At 63.0% G+C, this 26,018-nt stretch carries 24 protein-coding genes and 1 tRNA gene; 17 read left to right on the top strand and 8 right to left on the bottom strand.

The features are described 5' to 3' along the window. Positions 1–161 precede the first annotated feature (161 nt). On the top strand, positions 162–482 hold the full coding sequence (locus tag H3Z74_RS18310) for a DMT family transporter (protein WP_187761005.1): 321 nt from the start codon (positions 162–164) through the stop codon (positions 480–482). A gap of 175 nt (positions 483–657) precedes the next feature. Here the strand turns inward: H3Z74_RS18310 and H3Z74_RS18305 are convergent, their stop codons facing one another. Next, positions 658–1,968 (bottom strand): PAS domain-containing protein, encoded by a 1,311-nt coding sequence (locus H3Z74_RS18305; protein ID WP_187761004.1) that lies wholly within the window; start codon positions 1,966–1,968, stop codon positions 658–660. A gap of 218 nt (positions 1,969–2,186) precedes the next feature. Here H3Z74_RS18305 and H3Z74_RS18300 point away from each other — a divergent pair. From H3Z74_RS18300 to H3Z74_RS18260, 9 genes are all read left to right on the top strand, one after another. Continuing rightward, positions 2,187–2,262 (top strand) — tRNA-Thr (locus H3Z74_RS18300). Positions 2,263–2,680: 418 nt separating this feature from the next. Beyond that, the gene (locus H3Z74_RS18295; RefSeq protein ID WP_187761003.1) at positions 2,681–4,993 is read left to right on the top strand and encodes a bifunctional salicylyl-CoA 5-hydroxylase/oxidoreductase; all 2,313 of its coding nucleotides are present in this window, start codon (positions 2,681–2,683) and stop codon (positions 4,991–4,993) included. Beyond that, on the top strand, positions 4,990–5,751 hold the full coding sequence (locus tag H3Z74_RS18290; RefSeq protein WP_187761002.1) for an SDR family NAD(P)-dependent oxidoreductase: 762 nt from the start codon (positions 4,990–4,992) through the stop codon (positions 5,749–5,751). The genes H3Z74_RS18295 and H3Z74_RS18290 overlap by 4 nt, the downstream gene beginning before the upstream one ends. Continuing rightward, positions 5,748–6,245 (top strand): MarR family winged helix-turn-helix transcriptional regulator, encoded by a 498-nt coding sequence (locus tag H3Z74_RS18285; protein WP_229726660.1) that lies wholly within the window; start codon positions 5,748–5,750, stop codon positions 6,243–6,245. The genes H3Z74_RS18290 and H3Z74_RS18285 overlap by 4 nt, the downstream gene beginning before the upstream one ends. Next, entirely contained in the window at positions 6,242–7,051 is an 810-nt protein-coding gene (locus H3Z74_RS18280; RefSeq protein WP_187761001.1) for an enoyl-CoA hydratase family protein, read from the top strand. Before H3Z74_RS18285 ends, H3Z74_RS18280 begins: the two co-directional genes overlap by 4 nt. Next, on the top strand, positions 7,052–8,245 hold the full coding sequence (locus tag H3Z74_RS18275; protein WP_187761000.1) for an acyl-CoA dehydrogenase family protein: 1,194 nt from the start codon (positions 7,052–7,054) through the stop codon (positions 8,243–8,245). Continuing rightward, the gene (locus H3Z74_RS18270; RefSeq protein ID WP_187760999.1) at positions 8,242–8,655 is read left to right on the top strand and encodes a RidA family protein; all 414 of its coding nucleotides are present in this window, start codon (positions 8,242–8,244) and stop codon (positions 8,653–8,655) included. Before H3Z74_RS18275 ends, H3Z74_RS18270 begins: the two co-directional genes overlap by 4 nt. Continuing rightward, positions 8,652–9,827, top strand: coding sequence for an acyl-CoA dehydrogenase (locus H3Z74_RS18265; protein WP_187760998.1), 1,176 nt, complete (start codon positions 8,652–8,654; stop codon positions 9,825–9,827). Before H3Z74_RS18270 ends, H3Z74_RS18265 begins: the two co-directional genes overlap by 4 nt. A 249-nt stretch (positions 9,828–10,076) precedes the next feature. Beyond that, entirely contained in the window at positions 10,077–12,377 is a 2,301-nt protein-coding gene (locus H3Z74_RS18260) for a TonB-dependent receptor (RefSeq protein WP_187760997.1), read from the top strand. 80 nt (positions 12,378–12,457) lie between these two features. Here H3Z74_RS18260 and H3Z74_RS18255 read toward each other — a convergent pair whose 3' ends face one another. Beyond that, a complete protein-coding gene (locus H3Z74_RS18255; protein WP_187760996.1) occupies positions 12,458–13,111 on the bottom strand; it encodes a MarR family winged helix-turn-helix transcriptional regulator in 654 nt (217 codons plus the stop codon). On the opposite strand from H3Z74_RS18255, the gene H3Z74_RS18250 reads away from it, so the two are divergent. The 4 genes from H3Z74_RS18250 to H3Z74_RS18235 all read left to right on the top strand — a co-directional run bounded on the left by H3Z74_RS18250 (position 13,092) and on the right by H3Z74_RS18235 (position 17,963). After that, a complete protein-coding gene (locus H3Z74_RS18250; protein ID WP_229726659.1) occupies positions 13,092–13,805 on the top strand; it encodes a cyclase family protein in 714 nt (237 codons plus the stop codon). The genes H3Z74_RS18255 and H3Z74_RS18250 overlap by 20 nt on opposite strands. 77 nt (positions 13,806–13,882) lie before the next feature. Then, positions 13,883–16,012, top strand: a complete 2,130-nt coding sequence (locus tag H3Z74_RS18245; protein WP_187760995.1) for an indolepyruvate ferredoxin oxidoreductase subunit alpha — start codon at positions 13,883–13,885, stop codon at positions 16,010–16,012. Then, on the top strand, positions 16,012–17,538 hold the full coding sequence (locus H3Z74_RS18240; RefSeq protein ID WP_187760994.1) for an indolepyruvate oxidoreductase subunit beta family protein: 1,527 nt from the start codon (positions 16,012–16,014) through the stop codon (positions 17,536–17,538). Before H3Z74_RS18245 ends, H3Z74_RS18240 begins: the two co-directional genes overlap by 1 nt. Positions 17,539–17,546: 8 nt before the next feature. Further along, on the top strand, positions 17,547–17,963 hold the full coding sequence (locus tag H3Z74_RS18235; RefSeq protein WP_187760993.1) for an acyl-CoA thioesterase: 417 nt from the start codon (positions 17,547–17,549) through the stop codon (positions 17,961–17,963). On the opposite strand, the gene H3Z74_RS18230 is transcribed toward H3Z74_RS18235, so the two are convergent. From H3Z74_RS18230 to H3Z74_RS18220, 3 genes are all read right to left on the bottom strand, one after another. Next, entirely contained in the window at positions 17,956–19,824 is a 1,869-nt protein-coding gene (locus tag H3Z74_RS18230; protein WP_229726658.1) for a M61 family metallopeptidase, read from the bottom strand. The genes H3Z74_RS18235 and H3Z74_RS18230 overlap by 8 nt on opposite strands. A gap of 222 nt (positions 19,825–20,046) precedes the next feature. Continuing rightward, positions 20,047–20,466 carry a VOC family protein gene (locus H3Z74_RS18225; RefSeq protein ID WP_229726657.1) on the bottom strand — a complete coding sequence of 140 codons (420 nt, stop codon included), beginning with the start codon at positions 20,464–20,466 and terminating at the stop codon, positions 20,047–20,049. Continuing rightward, a complete protein-coding gene (locus H3Z74_RS18220) occupies positions 20,463–20,957 on the bottom strand; it encodes a MarR family winged helix-turn-helix transcriptional regulator (RefSeq protein WP_187760991.1) in 495 nt (164 codons plus the stop codon). Before H3Z74_RS18220 ends, H3Z74_RS18225 begins: the two co-directional genes overlap by 4 nt. A 93-nt stretch (positions 20,958–21,050) precedes the next feature. On the opposite strand from H3Z74_RS18220, the gene H3Z74_RS18215 reads away from it, so the two are divergent. Both H3Z74_RS18215 and H3Z74_RS18210 read left to right on the top strand, forming a co-directional pair. After that, positions 21,051–22,418 carry a sodium-dependent transporter gene (locus H3Z74_RS18215; RefSeq protein ID WP_229726656.1) on the top strand — a complete coding sequence of 456 codons (1,368 nt, stop codon included), beginning with the start codon at positions 21,051–21,053 and terminating at the stop codon, positions 22,416–22,418. A gap of 66 nt (positions 22,419–22,484) precedes the next feature. Further along, positions 22,485–23,654 carry an aminotransferase class V-fold PLP-dependent enzyme gene (locus tag H3Z74_RS18210; protein ID WP_187760989.1) on the top strand — a complete coding sequence of 390 codons (1,170 nt, stop codon included), beginning with the start codon at positions 22,485–22,487 and terminating at the stop codon, positions 23,652–23,654. A 68-nt stretch (positions 23,655–23,722) separates the two neighbouring features. Here the strand turns inward: H3Z74_RS18210 and H3Z74_RS18205 are convergent, their stop codons facing one another. From H3Z74_RS18205 to H3Z74_RS18195, 3 genes are all read right to left on the bottom strand, one after another. Next, entirely contained in the window at positions 23,723–24,775 is a 1,053-nt protein-coding gene (locus H3Z74_RS18205) for a cupin domain-containing protein (protein WP_187760988.1), read from the bottom strand. A gap of 74 nt (positions 24,776–24,849) precedes the next feature. Further along, the gene (locus H3Z74_RS18200) at positions 24,850–25,206 is read right to left on the bottom strand and encodes a hypothetical protein (protein ID WP_187760987.1); all 357 of its coding nucleotides are present in this window, start codon (positions 25,204–25,206) and stop codon (positions 24,850–24,852) included. A 1-nt stretch (position 25,207) separates the two neighbouring features. Beyond that, a complete protein-coding gene (locus H3Z74_RS18195) occupies positions 25,208–25,399 on the bottom strand; it encodes a hypothetical protein (protein ID WP_187760986.1) in 192 nt (63 codons plus the stop codon). 117 nt (positions 25,400–25,516) lie between these two features. Between H3Z74_RS18195 and H3Z74_RS18190 the strand changes: the two genes are divergently transcribed. Further along, the gene (locus H3Z74_RS18190) at positions 25,517–25,993 is read left to right on the top strand and encodes a VOC family protein (protein WP_187760985.1); all 477 of its coding nucleotides are present in this window, start codon (positions 25,517–25,519) and stop codon (positions 25,991–25,993) included. Positions 25,994–26,018: the final 25 nt, after the last annotated feature.

Here is a 26,018-nt window from a genome sequence, read left to right as displayed (position 1 = left end):
AGTGCACAATGTCCAACTTCGCCAAAGCCGCTCTCCCGCGCGCCAGGGCGGCCGCCTTGATCGAGCGGCGTCGGCATCCTAGATCGCTCCTGTGAGGCCACGCCCTCCCCCAGCATGGGCCAATGTCCGGGACGACCCGGCTTTTCCGAAGGGAGAGCCGCATGGCTTGGATTTTGTTGGGCATCGCCGGTCTGCTTGAGGTCGTCTGGGCGTTCTTCATGAAGCAATCGCACGGCTTCACCCGGATCGGACCATCGGCCATCACGCTGGTCGCGATGATCGCCAGCTTCTCGCTGCTCTCGATCTCGATGAAGACGCTGCCGCTCGGTACGGCCTATATGATTTGGACCGGTATCGGCGCAGTGGGCGCCTTTGTCCTGGGCGTCGCCTTGCTGGACGAACAGCTCAGCGTCATGCGGATCGTCGCCGCGCTGCTGATCGTCAGCGGGCTGATTCTGATGAAACTGTCCACGGCGTCCTAGAGCGGTTTGGAGCTGAATTGATCCACGCCCTTTCCGTTCGCCTTGCGCCTGTCGAAGGGTTGTTCTTCTTCGGCTGCCTTTGCCGCAAGAAAGAACGGGACTTCGACAGTTTAGCCCGAACGGGGGAGGGTGATTCGGCGCAAGCCAAGTTTGCTCTTGAGCGTAAGGGGTGGGCTTAGTCGGCGGCGGCGCGCATCGCGCGGTGGGTCAGAACGCTATCGTCGTCGATCGCGGCGACGATGTCGAGCGTGTCACCGGCACCGGCACGGGCCAGCAGCACGACATAATCGCCCCGTGCAACGTGCGTGTCGATCGATACGCTCGCCAGGGTCGGCCGGCTGCGCAATGCGTCGCTCGGGTCGGTCGGCGCCTTGGATGCGGGCTGGCGCAGCGCGCGTTCGGCCTTGACCACGCCCTTGATGCCACCCTCGAACCCGTCCAGAAACGCGCCCAGCCCGCCGGTCGCGACACCTTCGCGGCGCGCATGCGACAGGACGGTGGCGAATTCGGTCAGGCGCGTCTTGTCGTAATCGGGGCCGAACACGAGCTTGACGATCGGCGTCATCGGCGCGCGCAACTGCACGGCGATCCCTGCCTTGTCGAGCAACGCCTGGTACCCGGCCGGATCGGCATCGGCACAGGCGGCGAAGTCATGCGCCCGGCCCAGCGCGCGATACAGCGTCGCGCGGCTGCGCGTGTCGTGCGCACGGACCGCGGCGGCGGTCTGCTGTGCCAGCATCAGCTGATCGGACAGGCTGGCGCCGAGCACCGGCGTGCCGTCATCGGCGCCGGCGTCGGACGCGGTATCGGACTCGACCGATTCGGCATCGGCAGCGGAATCGGCATCGTCGAACCCGGCGCTGGGGCCATCGGCCCAGACCGGCGCATTGGCGGGCGTGCGCGGTGCGGCGCGGACCGATTCGGCGACCTCGGCATCAAGCTTGGCCTGGGTCTCGGCATCGACCAACTCTTTCCAGTTGATCACGCCATAGATGAAATCGATCGTGTCCTCGTCGGACGAGAAGGGCATCAATATGCCGCGATACATGGTGTTATGGCCGCGCGTGGCGACGAATTCGGCCTCGAAGCCGATCGGCGCGCGATTGGCGATGATCTGCAGATAATGGTCGGTCAGGCGCGACAGCAGCGAGCGGCTCGGCACCTGGGAGATCTGGGTGACCGACGAATCGAGCCCGCATTCCTCGCGCAGCGCGCTGCCGAGAAAGGCGATGATCGGATCCTCGATCCCGCGCGAGAAGTCGAGCAGCACGCTGTGCGGCCCGAAATCAGCGATGCTGGCGGGGTCGAGATCCTCGATCGAGGGATAGGCGCGGCCGCGTAGCAGCGATACCCAGTGATTATAGGCGCGGACATGCATCCGGCGCTCGTCGCTGCCGATGTCGAGCGCGGGTTCGGCGCCACCAGCATAGGCGGCCTCGTCATCCGTGCCGGTCCGATCCTCGTCGAAGCCGCGAACATTATCCATTACGCAAAGGCCCTCACCGGACAAACAACCGTCCATTACCCGGCCGTTGTGCACTGGATGTGGTAAACGTTGCGTAAAGGCATTGCGCGCGCCGGGGCTTTGGTTGGACGGTTGCGGCGGGCGGTCGAGATGGGCGGTGCGCGCGGCGCTTGTCAGGCCCCGGAGGACCTGCTAACCGCCGCGACCTTGCCGGGGCTCGTTGCGGGCCCGGCCGGTATGCCGCTTTAGCTCAGTTGGTAGAGCATCGCATTCGTAATGCGGGGGTCACAGGTTCGAGTCCTGTAAGCGGCACCAGTACATAGCGCCTCTTAAAAACCGCAGAAATCTGCGGTAAACTGCCCCTCGGCGATCCCATAAAATCTCATTATGCTCCGCCGTGACTCACTCAAAAAGGGGCCACGAAACGTGGGGCTACAAGCAGTTCAGGCGGCATGGCCTCATGCTTACGGTTACACAGATTCGGGCACTTAAACCCGCCCTGCGGCCCCTCAAGGCTTTTGATTCCGACGGGCTCTTTCTGCTGGTCCAGCCGTCCGGCAGCTTTCGGATGCGGTGGTCGAAAAGCCGATCAAGGTTCCGCAAGCCTTTAACAGGTCCTGACCCCCTATTCGGAAAGAGGCGCCGTCCCCGAACGGGGGCGGAAAGGCGATGCGTCTTGCCAAGTCGAGCAAAATCGTTTTAAGCATAAATCATTATAAGCCAAGGAGAGACGATGCGTATTGCCTGCCTTGGAGGTGGCCCGGCCGGGTTGTATTTCGCGATTTCGATGAAATTGGCGGATCCGGCGCATGAGGTCGACCTGTTCGAACGCAACCGCGCCGGCGACACCTTTGGCTGGGGCGTGGTGTTTTCTGACCAGACGCTTGCCAATCTGCGCTGCAACGACCCGGTAAGCGCGGCCGTCATCGAAGGCGAGTTCGCCCATTGGGATGACATCGATGTGCGTATCCGCGGCGAATCGATCCGGTCGTCAGGGCATGGCTTTATCGGCATCGGGCGCAAGCGGATGCTGGCGATCCTTCAGGAACGCGCGCGCGACCTGGGCGTGCGGCTGCATTTCGAACATGAGTTCACCGCCGACCTGGCTGATTATGCCGATTATGACCTCGTCATCGCGGCGGACGGCGTGAACAGCAAATGCCGCGACGCCTATGCGGCGCATTTCGGCGTCGACATTCAGCAGCGTGCGAACAAGTTCGTCTGGCTCGGCACGAACAAGATATTCGACGCGTTCACGTTCGCGTTCGAACAGACGCCTCATGGCTGGGTCTGGGCGCATGCCTATCGCTTCGATGACGGACTATCGACCTTCATCGTCGAATGTTCGGAGACGACATGGCGCGGGCTGGGGCTCGACGTCATGGATCAGGATGCGACGTGCCGTTTCGCTGAAACGCTGTTCGCCAGGCATCTCGACGGCCATAAGCTCATGGGCAATATGGCGCATCTGCGCGGATCGGCGGCGTGGCTCAGTTTCCGGCGTGTGCTGTGCGATCGCTGGTCGTACGACAAGCTGATCCTCCTCGGCGATGCCGCACATACCGCGCATTTCTCGATCGGATCGGGCACCAAGCTCGCGCTCGAGGACGCGATCAAACTGGCCGAGGTGCTGAACCGGCCGGGGCTCGCCCAGGCGGATGCGCTTGCGGAATATCAGGCCGAACGCAGCATCGAGGTGCTCAAGCTCCAGAACTCGGCGCGCAATTCAACCGAATGGTTCGAAACGCTCGATCGCTATCTCGATTTCGCGCCGATCCAGTTCGCTTATTCATTGCTGACGCGGAGTCAGCGGATCAGCCATGAAAATCTGCGCGAGCGCGACCGCGCCTGGCTCGAGTCGGTCGAGCGCTGGTTCCTGGGTGACGCGACGGGTGCGCCGGTCGATCCGGCCTCATCCGCCACGCCGCCGATGTTCGCGCCGTTCCAATTGCGCGAGATGGTGCTGGCAAACCGCATCGTCGTCTCGCCAATGGCGACCTATTCGGCGGTGAACGGCGTGCCGCAGGATTTCCACCTGGTGCATTATGGCACGCGTGCGCAGGGCGGTGCCGGGCTGGTGTTCACCGAGATGACGTGCGTAACGCCCGACGGCCGGATCACGCCCGGTTGTCCCGGACTCTATAGCGACGCGCAGCAGGTGGCCTGGGGGCGGATCACCGATTTCGTCCATGCCAACAGCGCGGCCAAAATCTGCCTCCAGCTCGGCCATGCGGGGAGCAAGGGATCGACGCGGATCGGCTGGGAAGGCATGGACGCACCGCTCGAATCGGACAATTGGCCATTGCTCGCCGCGTCAGACCTCGCCTGGTCGCCGGCCAATCAGGCACCCCAGCCGATGACGCGCGCCGATATGGATGCGGTGCGCGAGGCCTTTGTCGATGCGACGCGGCGCGGAATCGCGGCAGGCTTCGACATGGTCGAGCTGCATGCGGCCCATGGCTATCTGCTTTCATCCTTCATCACGCCGCTGCAGAACCGGCGCACCGATGATTATGGCGGGAGCCTGGAGAACCGGCTGCGGTTTCCGCTCGAAGTCTTCGCGGCGATGCGCGCGGCATGGCCCGCCGGACGACCGATGTCCGTGCGCATTTCCGCGCATGACTGGACCGGCGCGGCAGGCGTCACGCCCGACGAGGCAGTGCGGATCGCACGAGCCTTTGCCGATGCGGGGGCCGACCTGATCGACGTCTCGGCGGGTCAGACCTCGATCGAGGCGCGTCCGGTTTATGGACGGATGTTTCAAACGCCCTTTTCGGACCAGATCCGCAACGAGGCGCGTCTGGCGACGATGGCGGTGGGCAACATATTCGAGCCCGATCACGTCAATTCGATCCTGGCGGCAGGGCGCGCCGATCTGGTCGCGCTTGCGCGACCGCATCTGATCGATCCGATGTGGACGCTGCGCGCCGCGGCGATGCAAGGCTATGGCGCGGTGGCGGTGCCGCCGCCTTATCAGGCGGGGATGGACCAGCTGCGGCGCAATCTGCAACGTGCGGCCGAGCAACAAGCGGTGTTGAAGGCATGAGGCCGCTCGAGGGGCATCATGCAATCGTGACCGGTGGCGGCAGCGGGATCGGCGCCGCGATCGCTCGCACGCTCGCGGCGCAGGGGGCACGGCTGACACTGGTCGGGCGCCGTGCCGCGCCGATCGAGGCGCTGGCGCACGCGTTGCACGGGACCGCCGTGACTGCCGATGTCACCGATCGCGCGCAGGTCGATGCCGCGCTGGCGCACGCCCGCGCGGCGAATGGGCCAGTGACGATCCTGATCAACAATGCCGGCGCCGCCGAATCCACGCCTTTTGCCCGGATCGATGCGGCCGGTTGGCGGCGGATGATGGCGATCAATCTGGACGCGGTGTTCCATTGCACCCAAGCCGCGCTGCCCGACCTTCGCGCCGCCAGCGCCGGGCGCATCGTAACCGTGGCAAGCACCGCCGCGCTCAAGGGCTATGCCTATACCGCCGCCTATGCCGCGGCGAAGCATGGCGTGCTGGGGCTCACGCGCTCGCTCGCGCTCGAGCTCGCCGGAACGTCGGTGACCGTGAATGCGGTCTGCCCCGGCTTTACCGATACGGCGATTGTCGCCGAAGCCGCGGCCAATATCGCGCGCATCTCGGGCCGGACGCCCGACGCGGCGCGCGCCGAACTTGCGCGCTTCAATCCGCAGGGGCGGTTGATCACGCCCGAGGAAGTGGCGGCAAGCGTCTTGTGGCTTTGCCTGCCCGACAGCGGATCGATCACCGGACAGGCGATTGCGATCGCCGGGGGAGAAGTGATGTGAAGGCAACGGCATTTCGCGAAAAACATGATGGCGCGCTGGCCGGGCCGCTCGATGTGCGGCTGTGGCTGCGGCTGCTGTCCTGTACGATGGTGATCGAAAAGCGGCTGAAGCGACGGTTGACCGATCGTTACGATACCACCTTGCCGCGGTTCGATGTGCTGGCGGCGCTGGCGCGGCATCCGGACGGTATGACGATGGGCGCGCTGTCGCGCTCGCTGCTGGTTTCCAACGGCAATGTCACCGGCCTCATCAAGACGCTTCAGAAAGATGGGCATGCCGCACTGGCGCCCGGCGCGGTCGATCGGCGCGCATCGATCGTCCGCCTGACGCCCGAAGGGCGGGACTATTTCGACGCATTGGCCAAGGTCCATCGCGGCTGGATTTCAGGCATGCTCGGCGGGCTCGACACCGCGCAGCGCGAAGCGCTGTTCGAGTTGCTGGGTGCGCTCAAACTATCAATCGCTGCGGACAGCGAGGATGAGGCAAAGACATGACACCAGAAACATTCGCTCCCGGGCATTTCGGCTGGGCATTCGACGCGGGCGTCGCCACGGTTACGCTTGATCGTGCCGCGCTCAAGAACCCGCTGACATTCGAATCCTATGCCGAATTGCGCGACCTGTTTCGCGCGCTGGTCTATGCCGATTCCGTCAAGGCGGTGGTAATCCGCGGCGCGGGCGGCAATTTCTGCTCGGGTGGCGACGTGCATGAAATCATCGGGCCGTTGACCGGGATGGCCATGCCCGAATTGCTCGCCTTCACGCGAATGACGGGCGATCTGGTCAAGGCGATCCGTGCGTGCCCGCAGCCAGTGATTGCCGCAATCGACGGCGTGTGCGTGGGCGCGGGCGCGATCATCGCGATGGCGTCCGACCTGCGCATCGCAACGCCGCGCGCCAAGACCGCCTTCCTGTTCACGCGTGTCGGGCTCGCCGGGTGCGACATGGGCGCCTGTGCGATTCTGCCGCGGCTGATCGGACAAGGGCGTGCGTCGGAGTTGCTGTTCACCGGGCGCGTGATGACCGCCGAGGAGGGCGAGCGCTGGGGATTCCACAACCGGCTGGTCGCGCCCGAAGCACTGGATGAGGAGGCATTGGCCACCGCGCGGGCGCTGGCGGCAGGCCCGACCTTTGCCCATGGCATGACCAAGACTCAGCTCAACATCGAATGGGCGGTCAGCATCGAAACCGCGATCGAAATGGAAGCACAGGCGCAGGCGATCTGCATGCAGACTCAGGATTTCCGCCGTGCGTTCGACGCCTTCGCCGCCAAACGCACGCCGATATTCGAGGGAAACTAAATGCCCGACCACAGCTTTCTCGACTGGCCGTTCCTGGATGATTCGCATCGTCGCCTTGCCGCCGATCTTGATGCGTGGTGCGTGGCCGAAGGGCTGGCGGAGGCGCATGACGAGCAGGACGTCGACGCCGCCTGCCGCGCGCTGCTGGCGCGACTGGGCGCGGGCGGTTGGCTCCGCTATGCCGTACCGCGCGCGTTCGGCGGTGTGCATGACCGGATCGATGTGCGCTCGCTCTGCATCATCCGCGAAACGCTCGCGCGTCACTCGGGCCTCGCCGATTTCGTGTTTGCGATGCAGGGACTCGGATCGGGAACGATCTCGCTGTTCGGCACCCCCGCGCAGCAAGCGGCCTATCTCCCCGCCGTGGCATCGGGCGCCAAGATGGCGGCATTCGCGCTGACCGAGCTCGATTCAGGTTCGGATGTCGCGGCGATGGCGACCTCGGCACGCGCCGATGGCGATTTCTATCTGGTCGAGGGCGCCAAGACCTATATCTCGAACGGCGGGATCGCCGATTACTATGTGTTGTTCGCCCGCACCGGCGAGGCTCCCGGCGCAAAGGGTATCTCGGCGTTCATCGTCGATGCCGACACATCCGGCCTCACCATCGCCGAACGCATTCGCGTCATCGCACCGCACCCGTTGGCGACATTGCGCTTCGACGCCATGCGATTGCCGGGCGATGCGATGATCGGGCGTGCGGGCGCGGGATTTGGCGCGGCGATGGCGACGCTCGACATCTTCCGCCCGACGGTGGGCGCAGCCGCGCTCGGCTTCGCGCGCCGCGCACTCGACGAAGCGACCATGCGCGCCGAAGGGCGTCGCCTGTTCGGTGCGGCGCTTTCGGGCAATGCCGTCGTTCAGGCGCAACTTGCCGATATGGCACTGGACATCGATGCGTCGGCGCTGCTCGTCTATCGCGCCGCCTGGGCGGCTGATGTGCAGGGTGTGCGGAACACGCGCGAGGCGGCGATGGCCAAGCTCCACGCGACCGAGGCGGCGCAGCGCGTGATCGATCGCGCGGTGCAGATCTTCGGCGGGCTGGGTGTCGTTCATGGTGTGGCGGTCGAGGGGCTGTACCGCGAAATCCGCGCGCTCAGAATTTACGAGGGTGCATCCGAGGTTCAGCGAGTCATCATCGCACGTCAGCACCTTGCCACCGCACGGGCGGCACAAAACAGGGAAAATTCATGAGCAATATGATTCTGCTGCCCGACGGGTGGCAGCGGCCGCGTGGTTTTTCGCACGGGATAAAGGCACGCGGTGAAACGATCTTCACTGGCGGCATAGTCGGGTGGGACGCGCAGGAGCGCTTTGTCGGCCCGGACATGGTGAGCCAGTTCGAGCAGATCCTGCGGAACACCGTCGCGGTCCTGGCGGCCGGCGGCGCACGGCCCGAACATATCGTGCGCATGACCTGGTACGTGACCGATCGCGACGAATATTCGGCCAACCTCGCTGCGATCGGTGCCGCATACCGCACGCATATCGGACTGCATTTCCCGGCGATGGCGGTGGTGCAGGTGGCGGGGCTGATCGAGCCCGCGGCGCGGATCGAAATTGAAACGACGGCGGTCATTCCAGATTTGGACGCCGGCGCATGAACGCGCGGGTCAGCTTCGATTGGGCCGATCCGCTCATGATCGACGCACAATTGAACGATGAGGAGCGCCTGATCCGGGACGCCGCGCGCGGCTTTGCGCAAACCGAGTTGATGCCGATGGTGCGCGATGCGTTTCGCGACGAGCGCATCGATACGGCGCTGATGCGTAAATTGGGCGCCGCCGGTCTGCTTGGCCCGACCATTCAAGGCTATGGCTGCGCAGGCGCGAACCATGTCGCCTATGGGTTGATCGCGCGCGAAATCGAACGCGTGGATTCGGCATATCGTTCGGCACTTTCGGTGCAGTCCAGCCTGGTCATGCATCCGATCCATGCTTTTGGCACCGATGCGCAGCGCGACGCGTGGCTGCCGCTGCTCGCCAGCGGCGAATGGGTCGGGGCATTCGGACTCACCGAGCCCGGTGCTGGATCGGATCCCGGCGCACTTCGCACGCGCGCACGCGCAACCGCCGACGGCTATGTGTTGAGCGGCACGAAGATGTGGATCACCAATGCGCCGCTCGCCGACCTGTTCATCGTCTGGGCGAAATGCGATGACGACATCATTCGCGGTTTTGTCCTGCTGCGCGGCGACGCGGGCCTCTCGACGCCGAAGATCGAGGGAAAATTCTCGCTTCGTGTAGGGGCGACGGGTGAGATTGTGATGGATGAGGTCGCCATCCCGGCCGATCGCCTCCTGCCCGGGGTCGAGGGGCTGAAAGGCCCGTTTTCGTGCCTGAACAAGGCGCGTTTCGGAATCGCCTGGGGCGCGCTGGGCGCGGCCGAATGGTGCTGGCACGCAGCGCGACGCTATGGGCTCGACCGGGTCCAATTCGACCGCCCGCTCGCCGCCACGCAATTGTTCCAGATGAAGCTCGCCGACATGCAAACCGAGATAACGCTCGGGCTCTCGGCGGCGCTTGCGGCGGGGCGGCTGATGGACGAGGGCCTGTTGGCTCCCGAGGCGATCAGCCTCCTCAAGCGCAACAATTGCGGCAAGGCGCTGGCGATCGCGCGGGTCGCGCGCGATATGCATGGCGGCAACGGGATCGCCGATGAATTCGGCGTGATCCGCCACATGCTCAATCTCGAGGCGGTCAATACCTATGAAGGGACGCACGACGTCCACGGACTGATCCTGGGACGTGCCCAGACGGGATTCGCCGCCTTCTAACGACGACGCCTCTCGTACGACATGGCCGACCCGGCCCGCTGCATTGCATGTGGGCCGGAGGATCCTGCATGCACGTATCGTCACGCGATCAGAATCGCTGCCTTCCCGTCAGGCGCCAAATCGTGCAATTATATTCATCTTCATATTCATTTTTGTGCTTTCGTTTTAAGTCTAAAGCGTTTATCACTCCTTTCAGGGCACCGCGAAGCGTGATCCGCAATAATAATGATGAGGAGGGGACGGGAGATGATGACAAACCTGAAGTCAGGGCTCGGAAAGAGCCTCGCCACGGGCTCCAGCTGGGCGGCGATCGTTGCGGGGCTGACGTTGATCGCTATCCCGGCGCAGGCACAAACTGCGCCATCCGTACAACCCGAGCAGCCGCAAGATACCGAAAGTGAAGGCGTCGAGGACATCGTCGTCACCGCGCAGCGGCGTTCGGAAAGCATCCAGCAAGTGCCTGTCGCCGTTACGGCATTCAGTGCCGAGGATATGCAACGCGCCAATATCAGGGATGTCGGCAGCTATTTCGCCAGCACGCCCAACGTGTTCATCACTGACAGTCCGATTCGCAGTGGCAACAATGTGTCGGACAGCGCGCTCGGCCTCGCCATTCGCGGAATCTCGAATGTCGGCGGCAACGGATCGTCCTTCGGCATCTATCTCGACGATTTCAACATTTCGCACATTGCGCTCAATCCGCATCTGCTCGACATGGAACGGATCGAGGTGCTGCGCGGGCCACAGGGCACCTATTTCGGGCGCAACGCGTCGGCCGGCGTGATGAGCCTCAGCACCGCCAGGCCATCGACATCGGGTGTCTCGGGTCAAATCGACGCGATGTTCGGCAGCTTCAACACCGCCGAAGTAAGCGGCGCGATCAACGTGCCGCTCAGTTCGACCGTGGCCATACGGGCGGCGGCGAAATGGGAGGGCTCGGACGGAGAATTCCGCAACAAGCATCCGATCGGCGGCGGCAATGGCCGGGACTACAAGGCGGCGCGCCTGTCGCTGCGCGCGACGCCGACCGACCAGCTGACGATCGACCTGTCGTATAACTACACCAGAGAGCATGACGACGATTTCGGGCTGATCAATACCGGTGTTCTGGGCAGCTTCATCAAATCGATCTGCCCTGGCGTGACCTTCACATGTCCGGTCGACAAGAATCTGGGTTTTTATCCCGACAACCGCCGCAACTATGCGCATGATGCGCCGCTGAAGGTGGATAACGAATATCATATTGCCGTCGGCCGCATCCAGTGGGAGGGCGAGACGGTCGGCGTCACCAGCATCACCGGGTTCGGATCGGCGAAATTCCACCGCGCGGGCGAACTCGACTTTTCCAGCAAGGATTTCCTGCGTGAGGGCTTCAACGACAATACCCGCCAGAGCCTGTCGGAAGAACTCCGTGTCCAGTCGGTCGGGAGCGGTCCGTTCAAATGGACGATCGGCGGCGTCATTGCCCGCGACAAGATCCGCAACGGAGAGCTGATCTCCGCGGGCAAGGAAAACGATATCGGCTTGCCCGAAGGCTTTGTGATCGAATTGTCGCATTTCAGCCAGGCGATCTCCTCCAAGGCGGTGTTCGCGGAGGCCTCATATGATTTCACCGACGCACTGAGCCTGACGCTTGGCGGGCGCTATTCGCACGACACGATCGAGCGGTTCGAGGATCAGATCGAATTTGGCGGGCCGCTCGACAAGGTGGCCGGCAAGAAGTCGTTCGAGGATTTTTCGCCGCGCGCGGTGCTGAAATACAAGGTGAGCCAGGACGTCAACCTGTATGCCAGTGCCTCGAAGGGCTGGAAATCGGGCGGGTTCCAGCTCGATCCGCAGCGGGCGCGGAGCGACTTTGGCGCCGAGACGCTGTGGAATTATGAGATCGGCATGAAATCGACCTGGTTCGATCGCAAGCTGCGCGCCAATCTTGCCCTGTTCTATATCGATTGGAAGGATGTCCAGGTGAGTTCGGGCGTAGTCGGTGTCGATTCGAGCGGCGCGATCATCAATTTTGCCGGCATTTCGAACGCCGCGAGCGCAAGCAGCAAGGGTGTCGAACTCGAACTCGTCGCCGCGCCGATTCGTGGACTCGAGCTTGGCTTCAACCTTGGTTACATGGATGCCAAGTTCGGCAAGTTCGTCGATGCGCGCACCAATTTCGGCAAAATCGACTTGTCAGGCAAGCCGCTACCAAAGGCACCCGATTGGACGATATCGGGCTTCGCGCAATATAGCGTTCCCGTTTCCGGTACGATGAGTGCGTTCCTGCGCGGCGAATATTTCTACACCAGCGATGCCTATACCAACGTCAACAATATCGCGGCGGTGGCGACCGGGCAGCCGGTCTTTCCCTTCCGGATAAATGCCTATGACAAGGTCAACCTGCGTCTCGGCATCGAAACCGATACCTATCGCATTTCGGCCTATGTCGAGAATCTGTTCGACGCCAAATATTATACCTCGTCGTTCGATTTCGGGTTCGCAAATGGCGCCGCCGTGATCCCCAGTCTCCGCCGCTGGGGGCTTCGCGGCAGCTATAAATTCTGATGAACGGCAGGGCGCGCCGTTCGCGACGTCCCCTCTCCCGTATGAAGATCGCGCCGCCCCTTCACAGGGGTGGCGCTTGTTTACGCGGGAGCGTTCGCATCGCCATCGGTGGTATCGCGCGGGATGCCGTCGAGATTGGCATCGAGCCTCGTGAGCAATACGATCAGACGGCCGAAATCGCGCGCCGAAAAACCGGCGATCAGCTTGGCATAAATGGGCGCGGTCAGGCGGCGCGCTTTGTCCAGTATGTCTTCGCCCATCGGGGTAAGCCGAACATCGGTGACGCGCGCGTCAGCGGCATTGGGGGCGTTCGACACCAGCCCCGCATTGGTCATGCGCTGCACGATACGCATCATCGTCGAAAGATTGATGACCGCCGCCTCGGCGATTTGGCCGATGCTGCGGGGCGATCGTTCGCCCAGCACCATGAGGACACGCCAGGTGGGAATGTCGATCCCGATCGAGCGGAGCCGCGCGTCGATGATGATATTGTACCGGCTGACCGCTCGGTTGAGCAGATAGAAGGGATATTGATCGAGCCGGAAAGCTGGCGTGCCGGGGTCGCCGAGAAGCCTGTTGTCGATTGCCAAATCATTGTCTCCCTTCTCGCCAGATAAGCGCGTCCATTCTCCTTCGGCAAACGAATAAAACTTGCAAATGCAAGTTTCTCTGCCATCCTGCTTTGAGCGAAAAAGAACCGGAGAGAATGGGAAAATGATCAATCCGACAAACATGATCCTTGCCGGCATGGCGGAGGCGCTGGCAAACGGCGCGGTGCGTACGGTGGACCTTTCCCAGTCATTGTCGCCGGACACGCCGATCCTGTCGCTGCCACCCGAATTTGGCCAGTGCGCGCCCTTTTCGATCGAAGAGATCAGCCGCTACGACGAACGCGGCGTTGCCTGGTACTGGAATAATTTCACGATGAGCGAGCACACCGGCACGCATTTCGATGCGCCGGTGCACTGGATCACGGGCAAGGACCTGCCGGCAAACACGGTTGATGCCATTCCACCAGCCGATTTCATCGCCCCCGCCGTGGTCATTAATGTATCGCGCGAGGCGGCGGAAGACCCTGACTTTCTGCTCACCGTGGCGCATATCGAGCAATGGGAGGCCGAACATGGCCGCATCCCGCCGCGCCATTGGGTGTTGATGAGGACCGACTGGTCGAAACGGTCGGTGGAGGAGTATGTCAATCGCCGCGAGGATGGCGCGCATACCCCCGGCCCGTCGGTGGAAGCGGTGCGCTTCCTGGTCGATGCGCGCGACGCGCACGGTTTTGGCGTCGAGACGATCGGCACCGATGCCGGGCAGGCACATTTGCTCGATCCCGCTTATCCCGCGCATACATTGTTCCACGGCGCGGGGCGTTATGGGTTGCAATGCCTGGAGAATCTCGATCAGCTTCCCCCGTGGGCGCGCTGATCCTTGCAGCGCCGCTGAAGATCAAGGGCGGATCGGGTAGCCCCTTGCGCGTACTCGCGCTCGTCGCGGATTGAGCGATGGCAGAGCGTTCGTTCAAGGCCGAGGTGGAGCTGCTCCGCCTGGGTGAGGGGGAAATGTTCCACGGCGAAGGCATATTGGCCGTCACCAAGGCATTGCTTCAGGCCGGCGTGGCGTATGTCGGCGGTTATCAGGGATCGCCTATCAGCCATCTGATGGATGTGTTCGCCGACGCCAACGATCTGCTGCTCGAACTGGGCGTGAATTTCGAAGCGAGCGCATCGGAGGCGAGCGCCGCGGCGATGCTCGCGGCGTCGGTCAATTATCCATTGCGGGGCGCGGTCGCCTGGAAATCGGTGGTCGGCACCAATGTGGCGTCCGACGCGCTGTCCAACGTTGCGTCGGGCGGCGTGACCGGCGGCGCGCTGATCATCATCGGCGAGGATTATGGCGAAGGCTCGTCGATCATGCAGGAGCGCACGCATGCCTTTGCGATGAAATCGCAGATATGGTTGCTCGATCCCCGGCCGAATCTGACCAGCATCGTCGATATGGTCGAAAAGGGATTCGCCCTTTCCGAAGCTTCCCACACGCCGGTGATGTTCGAATTGCGCGTGCGCGCATGTCATATGACCGGACGGTTTGCGGCAAGGGACAATGTACGCCCGGCGATGACCGTTGCGGACGCCGCGCGCCATCCGGTGCGCGATACGCAGCGGATCGTGCTGCCACCCGCCAATTTCCTGCACGAAGTCGAGAAGATCGAACAGCGTTGGCCCGCCGCGCTGGCCTTTATCCGTGAGCATGGATTGAACGAGCGGTTCGGGCCCGACACCGGCGAGATCGGCATCATCGTCCAGGGCGGATTGTTCAATACGCTCAACCGCGCACTTGAGTTGATCGGTCTGTCGGACGCGCAGGGTCGCGCGCTGCTGCCGGTCTATTGCCTTAACGTTGCCTATCCGCTGGTGCCCGATGAAATCGCCGATTTCTGCCGCCACAAGCGCGCAGTGCTGGTCGTCGAGGAAGGGCAGCCGGAATTCATCGAACACGAACTCAATACCCTGATCCGCCGTGCCGATCTGCCAACCCGGATCGTTGGCAAGGACGTGTTGCCGCGTGCGGGGGAATATTCGGGACAGGTGTTGAGGGAAGGACTGGCGACCTTCCTGGCCGAATGGGCACCGGCGCTTGCACCCGAACCGGCAGCGCCCGTGCCCAGCGTTCCCGCACTCGTACCCGGCGACGTGCCGCAACGGCCCGCCGGTTTCTGCACCGGATGCCCTGAGCGTCCCATCTTCACGGCGATGAAGCTGGTCGAGCGAGAACTCGGCCCGGCGCATGTCTCGGCCGATATTGGCTGTCATCTGTTTTCGATCCTGCCGCCGTTCCACATCGGCAACACGACGATGGGCTATGGCCTCGGCACCGCAGGCGCTTCGGCCTTTCGTCCTGACGGCAAGCGCGCAATCGCCGTGATGGGCGATGGCGGCTTCTGGCACAACGGACTGACGTCCGGCATCGGCAATGCGGTCTTCAACAAGGATGACACCGTCACCTTGATCGTCGACAATGGCTATTCCGCCGCGACCGGCGGACAGGACATTCCGTCATCGCGTGCCGAAAACCGGTTCCGCACCACCAACAGCCCGATCGAAAAGGCTGTACGCGGGGTGGGAGCGGAGTGGGTTCGTTCGGTCACCCGAACCTATGATCTGAAACGGATGCGTGACACGTTGCGCGAGGCCATGACCACGACCGAGACCGGCCCCAAGGTGATCATCGCGCAGTCCGAATGCATGCTGAACAAGCAGCGCCGCGAAAAGCCGCTGATCGCCCGGGCCGCGCGCGAAGGGCGGCGCGTGGTGCGCGATCGCTTCGGCATCGACCCCGATACGTGCACCGGCGACCATAGCTGCATCCGCCTGTCGGGCTGTCCCTCGCTGACGATCAAACCCAACCCCGATCCGTTGCGCCGCGATCCGATCGCGCATGTCGACAACAGTTGTGTCGGATGCGGCCTATGCGGCGAAGTCAGCCATGCCGCGGTGCTATGCCCGAGCTTCTATCGTGCAAGTATCGTTACCAATCCGACGCGGTGGGATCGGCTGCGCAATCGGATCCGCGCATCGGTGATCGGGTTGCTCCAACGACACGGCGACCGCGCGCGTGCCGGGCGCGCCTTTTGATGGCGCGGGACCGGATCACCATCGCGATCCTGGCGCTGGGCGGGCAAGGCGGCGGCGTGCTTGCCGACTGGATCCTGACGCTTGCCGAAGCGAATGGCTGGCGGGCGCAAGGCACCTCCGTTCCCGGTGTCGCACAGCGTACCGGTTCAACGGTCTATTATATCGAAATGGTGCCCGAAAACGGCAGCGATCCGGTGCTCGCATTGATGCCGGTACCAGGTGATGTCGACATCGTTCTCGCATCCGAACTGATGGAGGGCGGACGGGCGATCCTGCGAGGCTTTGTAAGTGATGATCGTACGACGCTGATCAGCTCGACCCACCGCATCTACGCCATTTCGGAAAAAACCGCGATGGGCGACGGCACGGCGGCAAGCGATCGCATCGTCGCAGCAGCGGGCAAGCGCGCGCAGAAGTTCATCGGGTTCGATATGGATGCGGCCGCCGATAGCGCCGGCAGCGTGATCAGTTCGATTCTGTTCGGTGCGCTGGGCGGCAGTGACGCTTTGCCGTTCCCTCGCGCCGCGTTCGAAGCGGCGATCGAACAGGCCGGTATCGCGGTGCCCGCCAATCTACGTGGGTTCGCCGCAGGATTCGCCCCCGCATCAGGCGGTATGGCTACGAAATCATCGACCAGTGCGGTGCGGCTTCCGTCCGTCGTTACCGAGGCCCCGCCACAGCCTACGACATTCGCAGGGCAAGCCCTGGCGGCGCGTATTTGCGGACGATTACCGGCCAACGCACAGGTGCTGGCGCTTCATGGCGCTGCACGATTGGCCGACTATCAGGACCTGGCCTATGCCGCGCGCTATCTTGATCGGCTCGAAGCGCTGGCAGCACTTGATGACGGACAGCAGGACCATGCGCTGACGGCCGAAGGCGCGCGCCACCTTGCATTATGGATGAGTTATGAAGACACGATCCGCGTCGCCGACCTGAAAACGCGCGCCGATCGTTTTGCACGCGTGCGCGGCGAAGTCCGCGCGGCGCCGGATCAGTTGCTCGGCGTGACGGAATTCATGCATCCGCGACTGCGCGAAATCTGCGAGGTGCTGCCCGCGCCGATCGGCCGCCGCATATTGGCCAGCAGAGCGGCCAATCATCTGCTTGCGCCGTTCTTCACGTCAGGTCGTCATGTCGAGACCACCAGCCTGCGCTGGTTCATCCTGTTGCGCACCATGGCATGGCTGCGGCGGTGGCGCCCGATCAGTCTACGCTTCGTCGAGGAACAAGAGCGGATCGACGCCTGGCTGGCACTGGCGGGCAAGGTGGCGCACCGGGACACAGCATTGGCGATCGAGGTCATACGGTGCCAGTCGCTTATCAAGGGCTATGGTGATACGTTTGATCGCGGACTGCGCAATTTTTCGACGCTCATGGGGCTGGTGCCCGCATTGATGCAGCGCCGGGATGCTGCGGCATGCCTGGGCGCGTTGCGCAACGCTGCGCTGGCTGACGATGCGGGAACGGCGCTCGACACGGCAGTCGAGGCGGTGTCCATACCCCGCCGGCAAACAACGGGCTGACACCGGCAATGGCCTTCATCCGTCAGACTCAGGTTCGCTTTGCGCATGTCGATGCGGCGGGCATCGTCTTTTATCCGCGCTATTTCGAGATGGTGAACGCGATCGTCGAGGATCTGTTTGCCGCCTGTGGCGAGGATTTCGCTGAACTCCATCTTCGGCAGGGCAAGGGCGTTCCCACCGTCAATGTCGCGATCGATTTCACTGCGCCGTCGCGGCTGGGCGAACTGCTGGATTTCGACCTCTGTCTCATGCGGCTGGGGCGCAGCGCGCTGACGCTCGGCGTCGAGGCCCGCTGCGCGGGTGCGCAGCGGTTGATGGGATCAGTCACACTCGTTCGGATCGACCTGGCGAGCGGTGCCAGCGAAGCCTGGCCAAGCGATCTCGCCACACGGTTGCGCAACACGCTCATGGACCCCGCTATTTGAGCGGTGCCAGGATCGCGTCCAGTCGCGCGGGGACCGCCGGATCGCGTTCAAGGCGCGGATAGCGTAGCCCCATTGCACATGTGACGGTCGCATCGCGCACCATCGGCCCGCGTCGAACCGTCAGCGTCACTGGCCGGGGACTGCCCTTGCACGCACCGATTGCCTGCCGAAGCTTGGCCGCCTCGAATGCCTGACCATTGACGGCCAGAATGTGAGTGCCGATCGTCAATTCGGCGGCAAATGCGGGGCTATCCCACAGCACGTCCCCGATTGCGCCATCGGCATCGACGACCAATCCGATCGAATAGCTCAAGTCCATCACGCCACGCTGCTTTTCGAGTGCGCGGAAAAAGTCGGTCGGCGCATCGGTATAAACGAGCCGATAACCGCCGCGCGCCAGCCCATCGAGGGGCGCGCGGGGTGCCACCTTCTCGACATGCTCGTGAAGTAAGCTGCCCCAGTCATAGGGCACCTGGGCATTGAGCCCGGCGATGACGTCTTCGAAGACATACGGGACTGGGCGGTGCGATCCGTCGTCGACGCCGAAGAACGGACGCGCAAAATCGTCGAGTGATTTTCTGCCGCCCGACAGTTCGCGCATCCGCGTATCGACATCGAGCCAGAGCAGCTGACCCTCCAGATAATAATCCGATCCGCGCTGCCAGTTGGGCCAGGGCTGAGCGCCTTCGGCATAAATCGAATGGTTGGTGGTATCGAGCAATGGTCGCCATTGGCGCCCGGCGCGATTCTCCATCAGCGCAGCCGATACGGCGAAATTGCTGCGCGCCTCTTCCGGCGTGTTTAACTCGGCGCGCGCTGTGAGGACCGCACCATAATAGCGCGTCATCCCTTCATAGACCCAAAGCAGGCTGTTGCGCATCGGAGCGTCGAGTGTTGGCGTCAGTAAATCGGCGCCGCGACGAAACTTGCCGTTCCAGCTATGGACGAATTCGTGCGGCAGCAACTCGCGCGCCGGTGCATTGGCGGCCCAGTCAGTGAAATAGCCGGCAGCGGTGAAATTCTCGCTCGACTGGTGATGCTCGGCACCCAGGCCGCCGATCTGCGTCGTCAGTCCGGTGAGGAATGTGTAGCGGTCGAAATGACGTGAGCGGAACAGCTTATAGGCCTGTTCGACCAGCCGGCGATGCGCCGCGATCTGTTCAGGCTGCGCGGCAAGCGATTCGGGGGAATCGGCGAACAGATCGAGCGTCACCGGCGCCGTCGCCGCTGCGTCGAGAATCTCCCGGCGGTGATAGCGGCCTGCGACGATCGGCGAATCGACGAGCGTTTCATAATCGACCGGCTTGAACACCACCATGCCGTCGCGCGTCGAGGCGACGTCAAGCGCGGTCGCATATCCCCATCCCGCGGGCAGTCTAACGGTCGCCTCGACGGTCATGTCGCGCGACGCATAACCTTGTGGATAGGGAGCCAGTGACGTCCATTGCAGATCGATCATGTCGGGCGTCACTTCGACACGACCCATCTTCGGATCGGTCGGCGAGAGATATTGGAAATCGACCTCGATCGAGGTTGCGCCCTCGGGCACCGTCAGGTGCAGGACATGCATCTGCACCGGATCGCGCGTCCAGGCGATGTCACGACCACCCGAACTGACATGAATCCCCGCGATCCGCGATATCGGGCCTGATGGCGCATGATGTCCCGGCACCCAGCGCGGAAACAGCAGCAGCATCGGCCCGGCCTGCGCCACCGGCAGGATCAGCCTGCCGGTGAAAATCGCGCGATTGACGTCGGTTGCGTCGATCGACAAGCGCATCACGCCCTGCAGCGCCACGCGCGCGCGGGAAGAAGAGGAAGAAACGGCGGGCGTGACCTGCGCCACGGCGGGCAGCGCCATACTCGCTGCCAGAACCGCAATCAGTTGGTATCGAAATCGCATGGTCGTTCCCCTCGCTTCATGGGAACAATCAATGCAAAAATATATGCAAATGCAAGTTAATTCGCATCGCGCTCTTGCGGGACACATTGGTGGCCGATTCGAACAATCCGATTGATGCAGATATCGACGGTAGGGCTGCAGAATTTAGGCCACGGCATTGCCGCAAACGACGTCAGCCGCTCAGGGCCGGTCCAGCCAGTGAAAGAATTCCACCATATAGCCGCCGGGGTCGCGCACGCGGAATTCCAGCGTTCGCCCTCTGCATCCCGATATGAGCGACGTATCCGGCGGACAGTGTCCCGCGACCTTGAATCGCTCCAACCACGCCTCGATCTGATTGGTTTCGATCGACAGCATCGCGCCCTGGTTACCGCCACGCGGGGGCAGATGATTGCCTTCGATCGCATCGACAAGCCCCACGGTACAGCCCGGGCGCAGCTGCAGCAGCACGAGCCACTCCTCGCGCATCAGAATATCGAGACCGAGTAGCTCGTGATACCAATACGCCGCGGCATCGAGATCGTCATAGTAGAAGAACAGGATCGCCCCGTCGATCGCCTGCGGCGCGGCAGGGATCGGCGGTCGCGCGAAGTCGGTCACTGGTTGAAGTCGATATTCTGCTCGATCCTAGCGACGATGGCACGGAATTGCGCGATTTCGTCACTGGACAATTCGGATAGTGCTTCTTCCTGATGGCGGTGCGCGATGGCGACGATCGTATCGATTTTCTCGACGCCCTCGGGCGTGAGCGTGACGAGTGTGATCCGCGAATCTTCGGCCGATATCTCGCGCTCGATCAGTCCATCTGCTTCCAGCTGCACGATGACGCGGCTAACCGTCGGCTGTTCCATCAGCGAATGTTCGGCGATGCCACCAATTGCCAGGGTGCCGTGCGAGCGCAGGACGGTCATGACGCGCCATGGCGACGGCTTGATGCCCAATTTGCGCAACCGGGTCTGCAGCCGGCGATCGAGCCGGTTGGTCAGGCGATAAAGCTGATACGGGACATAGCCCTCAAGCCAATTATTGCCGAGACGGGGGTCGCAATCCTTTGATTGCGGCATCGCTTCATTTTTCTTTGGCTGGCTCACCGGCACAACTTATCCGCTACGCGGCGCTGGTCAATCGCCGACCTTCCGATTACATCAATAATCATATAGCAATGGATACACATTGGAGGGATGATGCAACAAGGTGAGGTTCAGGGGGAGCAATGGTCGTCGCGGTTGGCGTTCCTCTATTCGATCGGCGCGGCAGCGATCGGGCTCGGCACGCTATGGCGCTTCCCTTACGTCGCCGGCGCCAACGGGGGGGGCGCATTTGTCATTTTGTACATTCTCTTCGTGATGGCGATCTGCGTGCCGTTGATGATCGCCGAAATGGCGATCGGCAAGCGCGGGCATGGCAGCGCGATGACGAGCGTGGACAGCGCCATTATCGCTGCGGGTGCGTGGCGTGGTTGGCGTACGATCGGAACCTTGAGTCTACTGATCCCCTTTTTCGGATTGAGTTATTACAGCATCGTCGCGGGCTGGGCGATCGACTACAGCATCGCGTCGATCGCGCGTGGGTTTGCCGGGTTCGATGCCGAGCAATCGCGCGCAATGTTCGGGGCGCTCGCCGCTTCACCCGTCCGCGGCGGGCTGTTACAACTGACATTCATCATGGCGACGGCGATCGTGGTCGGGCTGGGCGTGCGGCGCGGGATCGAAACAGTGTCGCGGATCAAGATGATCGCGCTGTTCGTGATCCTGATCGGGCTGGTGATCTACAACGCGCTGACGGTCGGCCTGGGACCAAGTACCCAATTTCTGCTCCAGCCCGATTTCGCCGCATTGGGGGCGGAGGGCGTGCTGACCGCTCTGGGCCAAGCGCTGTTCTCGACTGCGGTCGGCGTCGGCGTGCTGATTACCTATAGCGCCTATCTTCCCGCTGAATCGTCGTTGCCACGATCGTCGATGGCGCTGGCGGGCGGTGTGATCATCGTCGCGCTGCTGACGGGCTTTGCGATCTTTCCCGCCGTTCTCGCATATGGCCTCAAGCCCGCAGAGGGTCCCAATCTGATCTTCGTCACCCTGCCGATCGTGTTTGGCAAGATGGCGGGTGGGCGGATCATCGCGATCTTGTTCTTCGGGTTGATCGCGCTCGGCGCGTTCACGACCGCAGTCGGGATGCTCGAACCCGTTGTCGCATGGTTGCGCGAAAAGACCGGCATGGGCCGGGCGCCGCTGGCGGCGATGGCCGGCTTCGCGATCTGGCTCGTCGGACTGCCATCGCTGCTGTCGTTCAGCACCCTGTCTGATTTCCACCCGCTCGCGTTCGCCGGCATGACCGGCAAGACGGCGTTCGACCTGCTCGACTTCACCATCGCCAACTTGCTGCTTCCCGCCAACGCACTGCTCCTAGCGGTCTTTGTAGGATGGAGCTGTCGCGGCTTGATCGGTGCGCGCGAGACCGGGTTGGCCCCGAGGATGCTCGGCGCGTGGCGTTTCGTCATCCGCTTTGTCGCGCCGATCGCGATCCTGGGACTGGGTGTGCATTTGCTTCTGTAGAATTTGCTGGATTGATGATGCATTATTTTACATATAAAAAAGAATATAAATTATGGAGAATCCGCCATGGCCGCCTTTGCCGATTTCCGCGCGCAATTTCCGACGGTTGAGACAAAGCTTTATCTGAACAGCGGCTCTTACGGATTGCTGGCGAATAGCGTTCGTGCAGGGATGACCCATTATCTCGACAATCGCACCGAACATGGGGCCGATTGGGGCGGATGGGTCGGCCTGGAAGGTGAGGTGCGCGATCGCGTGGCCCGGCTGCTTGGCGCGTCCCCGCGCGACGTGGCCGTCACGGCATCGGCATCGGCGGGGATCAACGCCGTGGCAAGCTGCATCGATTTTGGCGCCCGGCGAAAGGCGGTGGTGAGCAATTACGAATTCCCGACCAGCGCGCAGATCTGGCATGCGCAGGAAAAGCGCGGTGCGCAGGTGGTCCATGTCGCAGAGGCGGTCGACCGCACCATCCCCGTCGCGCATTTCGATGCGGCGATCGACGAGCACACTGCGATCGTCACGCTGTCGCACGTCTGTTACCGGCATGGCGCAAAGCTACCCGCCGAGACGATCCGCGAGATCGCACGGATCGCGCATGAGCGTGGCGCGCTGGTGATTCTCGATTGCTATCAGTCGATCGGCACCGAGCGGATCGACGTCCAGTCGCTGGGGGTCGATTTCTGCGTCGGCGGCATGCTCAAATATCTGCTGGGTTCGGCGGGTAGCGGTTTCCTCTGGGCGCGCGCGGCGCTAACCACCACCCTCCTGCCGGGAACTTCGGGCTGGTTTGCCCAGGCCGATATCAATGCGATGGATATCTTCGCCAACGATCCCAGCCCCGATGCGCGGCGCTTTCAGGCCGGGACGCCGCCCGTTCCCAGCCTGTACAGCGCCCGGGCAGGGCTCGATCTGATCCTGGCGACCGGCGTCGATGCGATCGAAGCACGGGTCCGCGGCCTCACACGCTATGCGCTCGATCGGCTGCGCGAGGCGGACATTGCGGTGGTCACGCCCGACCAGGACGCGCTGCGCGGGCCGATGATCGCCATCCCCGCACGCGATGAGATGGCGCTGGTAGCCTATCTGGCCGAACGCGACATGGTGGTGTCGTGCCGCGACGGCAACATCCGCGCCGGCTTCCATGCCTATAACATCGAAGCCGAAGTCGACCGCTTCGTTGTGGCACTGGTCGCGAGCGGGCTGTGCCGCGACATCGCGACGCTTGCCGCCGCATGAGCAAAAAGGAGGAGGCGACCGCCCGGTCGCCTCCTCCTTTCCATCCGTTCGCCGTTCGGTGACCGGATTCAATAATTGATGCCGGGATTGTCGCCCGGGTGAATAAGTCCGACCACATTCATGCCATCGGTCGCGGTGCATTGCAGCGAATGACGGTGCTTGCGCGGGAAGAAGATCACGTCCCCCGCCGCCACGCGCGCTCGCGCGCCATCATTCCAGATAACGCCATCGCCCGACAGGATGACGAGTGCCTCCTCATACAGATGCCGGTGCATTTCCGCGCGTGATTGCGGGATATGGCCAATGAATTGAGTCGCGGTGGTCGATCCCACCCGTTTGTCGACCAGAAGCTGGAAATAGCGCGGCCCCATGGCGTGCCGCTGGCTTTCATCGACGCTGGCAAGCCGGTCGGGCCAGGCGGTGTCGAAATTACCCGGCATCGTATCGAGCGTATCGAGCATCTGAGTCGCGGGGCAGGCATGGATGTGCACGGCCAGCGTCGCGGTGCCCGATTGCGTGAAGCGGAACGCTTCGCCCGCGCGAACATAGACGCCGGTATCGCAGGCGATGGCAAAGCCCCGACCCGAAATCTCCACTTCACCCGCGCCGCCAACCACCCAGAGCACCACGTCACCGGCGGCGGAGGCCAGGACGGGCGAGCGGCCGCTGGTCAGCTCAGCATAGAATTGCGCCTGATGCTGCGCGCCCATGTCGGTCGAGACGATCGTGCGGCACCACCAATCGGGCGCATCGGCCGGGCGCGTCGCATCGGCACGGATGACATAGCAATGTCCGTCAAGCACGCGGACACCTGCCGCGTCGCTCTCCGCCCAGGGCAGGTCTTCGACGATTTCGGCTTCATCGGCATAGCCACCGGGAAGATTGCTGTGCGCGCCGTCGCAAAAGGGCGGCGTCGCGGTCTGTTTGCAGCCGCAGAACAACACTTCCTCGCGGTCGACGGCGGCGGTGTATTTGACCGGATCGATCCCGGTCCCCTCATGCGAACGCCCGTCGCAAAAGGGTTGCCGCTTCGATCGGCCGCAGGCGCACCAGAGATAGCTGCGCCCAGCTTGCAGTTCCTTGTAGAAGGGCTTGCGGCTTGCCACCACGGCGTCAGCCATTCGTCATCTCCCTATGTCGCGATGTGGCCGCCCGCCGCATCCGTGCGGCGGGCGATAATGTCGGTTGAGTCGGATCAGGTCAGCCAAAGCGCGCGATGATCCTCGTACCAGATTTCGAGTTCCATATTGCGATGGTCCATCACCCCCAGATGATAGGGGTCGTGGAGCTTATATTCGGCAAAGGGGCCGGGATAATCGCGGCGGCGTTTCTTGTACGCCTCGAAACTCGCCAGATCGTCATATTCCCAGACGATGAAATGCCGGCCGCTGCTGGAGCCGGCGATCTCGCGGATGAAATAGCGCAGGCTCTTCCATTCCTTGAAGAGGCTGCGATGCGCATTTACCCATTGCAGGAAATCCTTCATCGCCGCGTCATGCTCGGCTTCCTTGCCTTGGAGCGGGAACCAGCTTTCGACTTCAAAGATCGCCATGTCAGCGCGCTCCCCCGTTGCCGCCGCCGAACTCGCCGCCATAGAGCCGCTTGGCGCGCTCCAGTTCTTCCGCCGTGGGGCGGGCAGAACGCGCCGCCGCGCCGCCCGAGGCCGCCGCCACGGGTGTACCGATCGTCATTGCCGCCACCGCGAATGACGCAAATCCCAGCGCCTCGCGCCGGCTCGTAGTCATTTTCTCATCCATGGCCAGGCCTCTCCCCATCGCATTCTCAGTGGCCGAAGCTTAGATTGCGCTGGATAAGTGTCAAATGATTTCATATGAAAAAGCATATTAATTGTGGAGAGCGGGATGCGAAAACTGAGTTGGGCAATGGCGCTGGCGGCGCTTTGCTGCACATCGCCGGTGGTAGCGCGCGGACGCGAGCCGGCGCCCGCGCTTCGGGGGCAGATCACCTTTCTCTACTATAAGGACCTGCCCGCCGCGGCACGGTTTTATGAGCGGCTGCTCGGCCGCGCGCCCGACTCGACTCCCGACTGGGTGCGGCTGTTTCCGCTGACCTCCACCGCGACGATCGGGCTGGTCAATGCGACAGGCGGCGCGCTGCGCCCGTCCGGGGAAAAGCCGGTGATGGTGACGATGGTGGTTGATGGCACGGGGGCGATCGACCGTTGGTATGACCGTGTTCGCGCGCAGGGAATTCGCATCGTCGAGGAACGCAAGACCACTCGGATCGATGCGCGGCGATCGATCCACGCCTTCATGTTCAATGATCCGGAAGGCTATAGGATCGAGATATTGAGCTGGGTGCGCACGCCGCGAGGCTGAGAGTGACGCGCCTGGACACTAAGTG

This window comes from Sphingomonas alpina, assembly GCF_014490665.1.
In the GTDB taxonomy this organism is placed as follows: domain Bacteria; phylum Pseudomonadota; class Alphaproteobacteria; order Sphingomonadales; family Sphingomonadaceae; genus Sphingomonas; species Sphingomonas alpina.
This window is presented reverse-complemented; position numbering and strand designations above follow the sequence as displayed.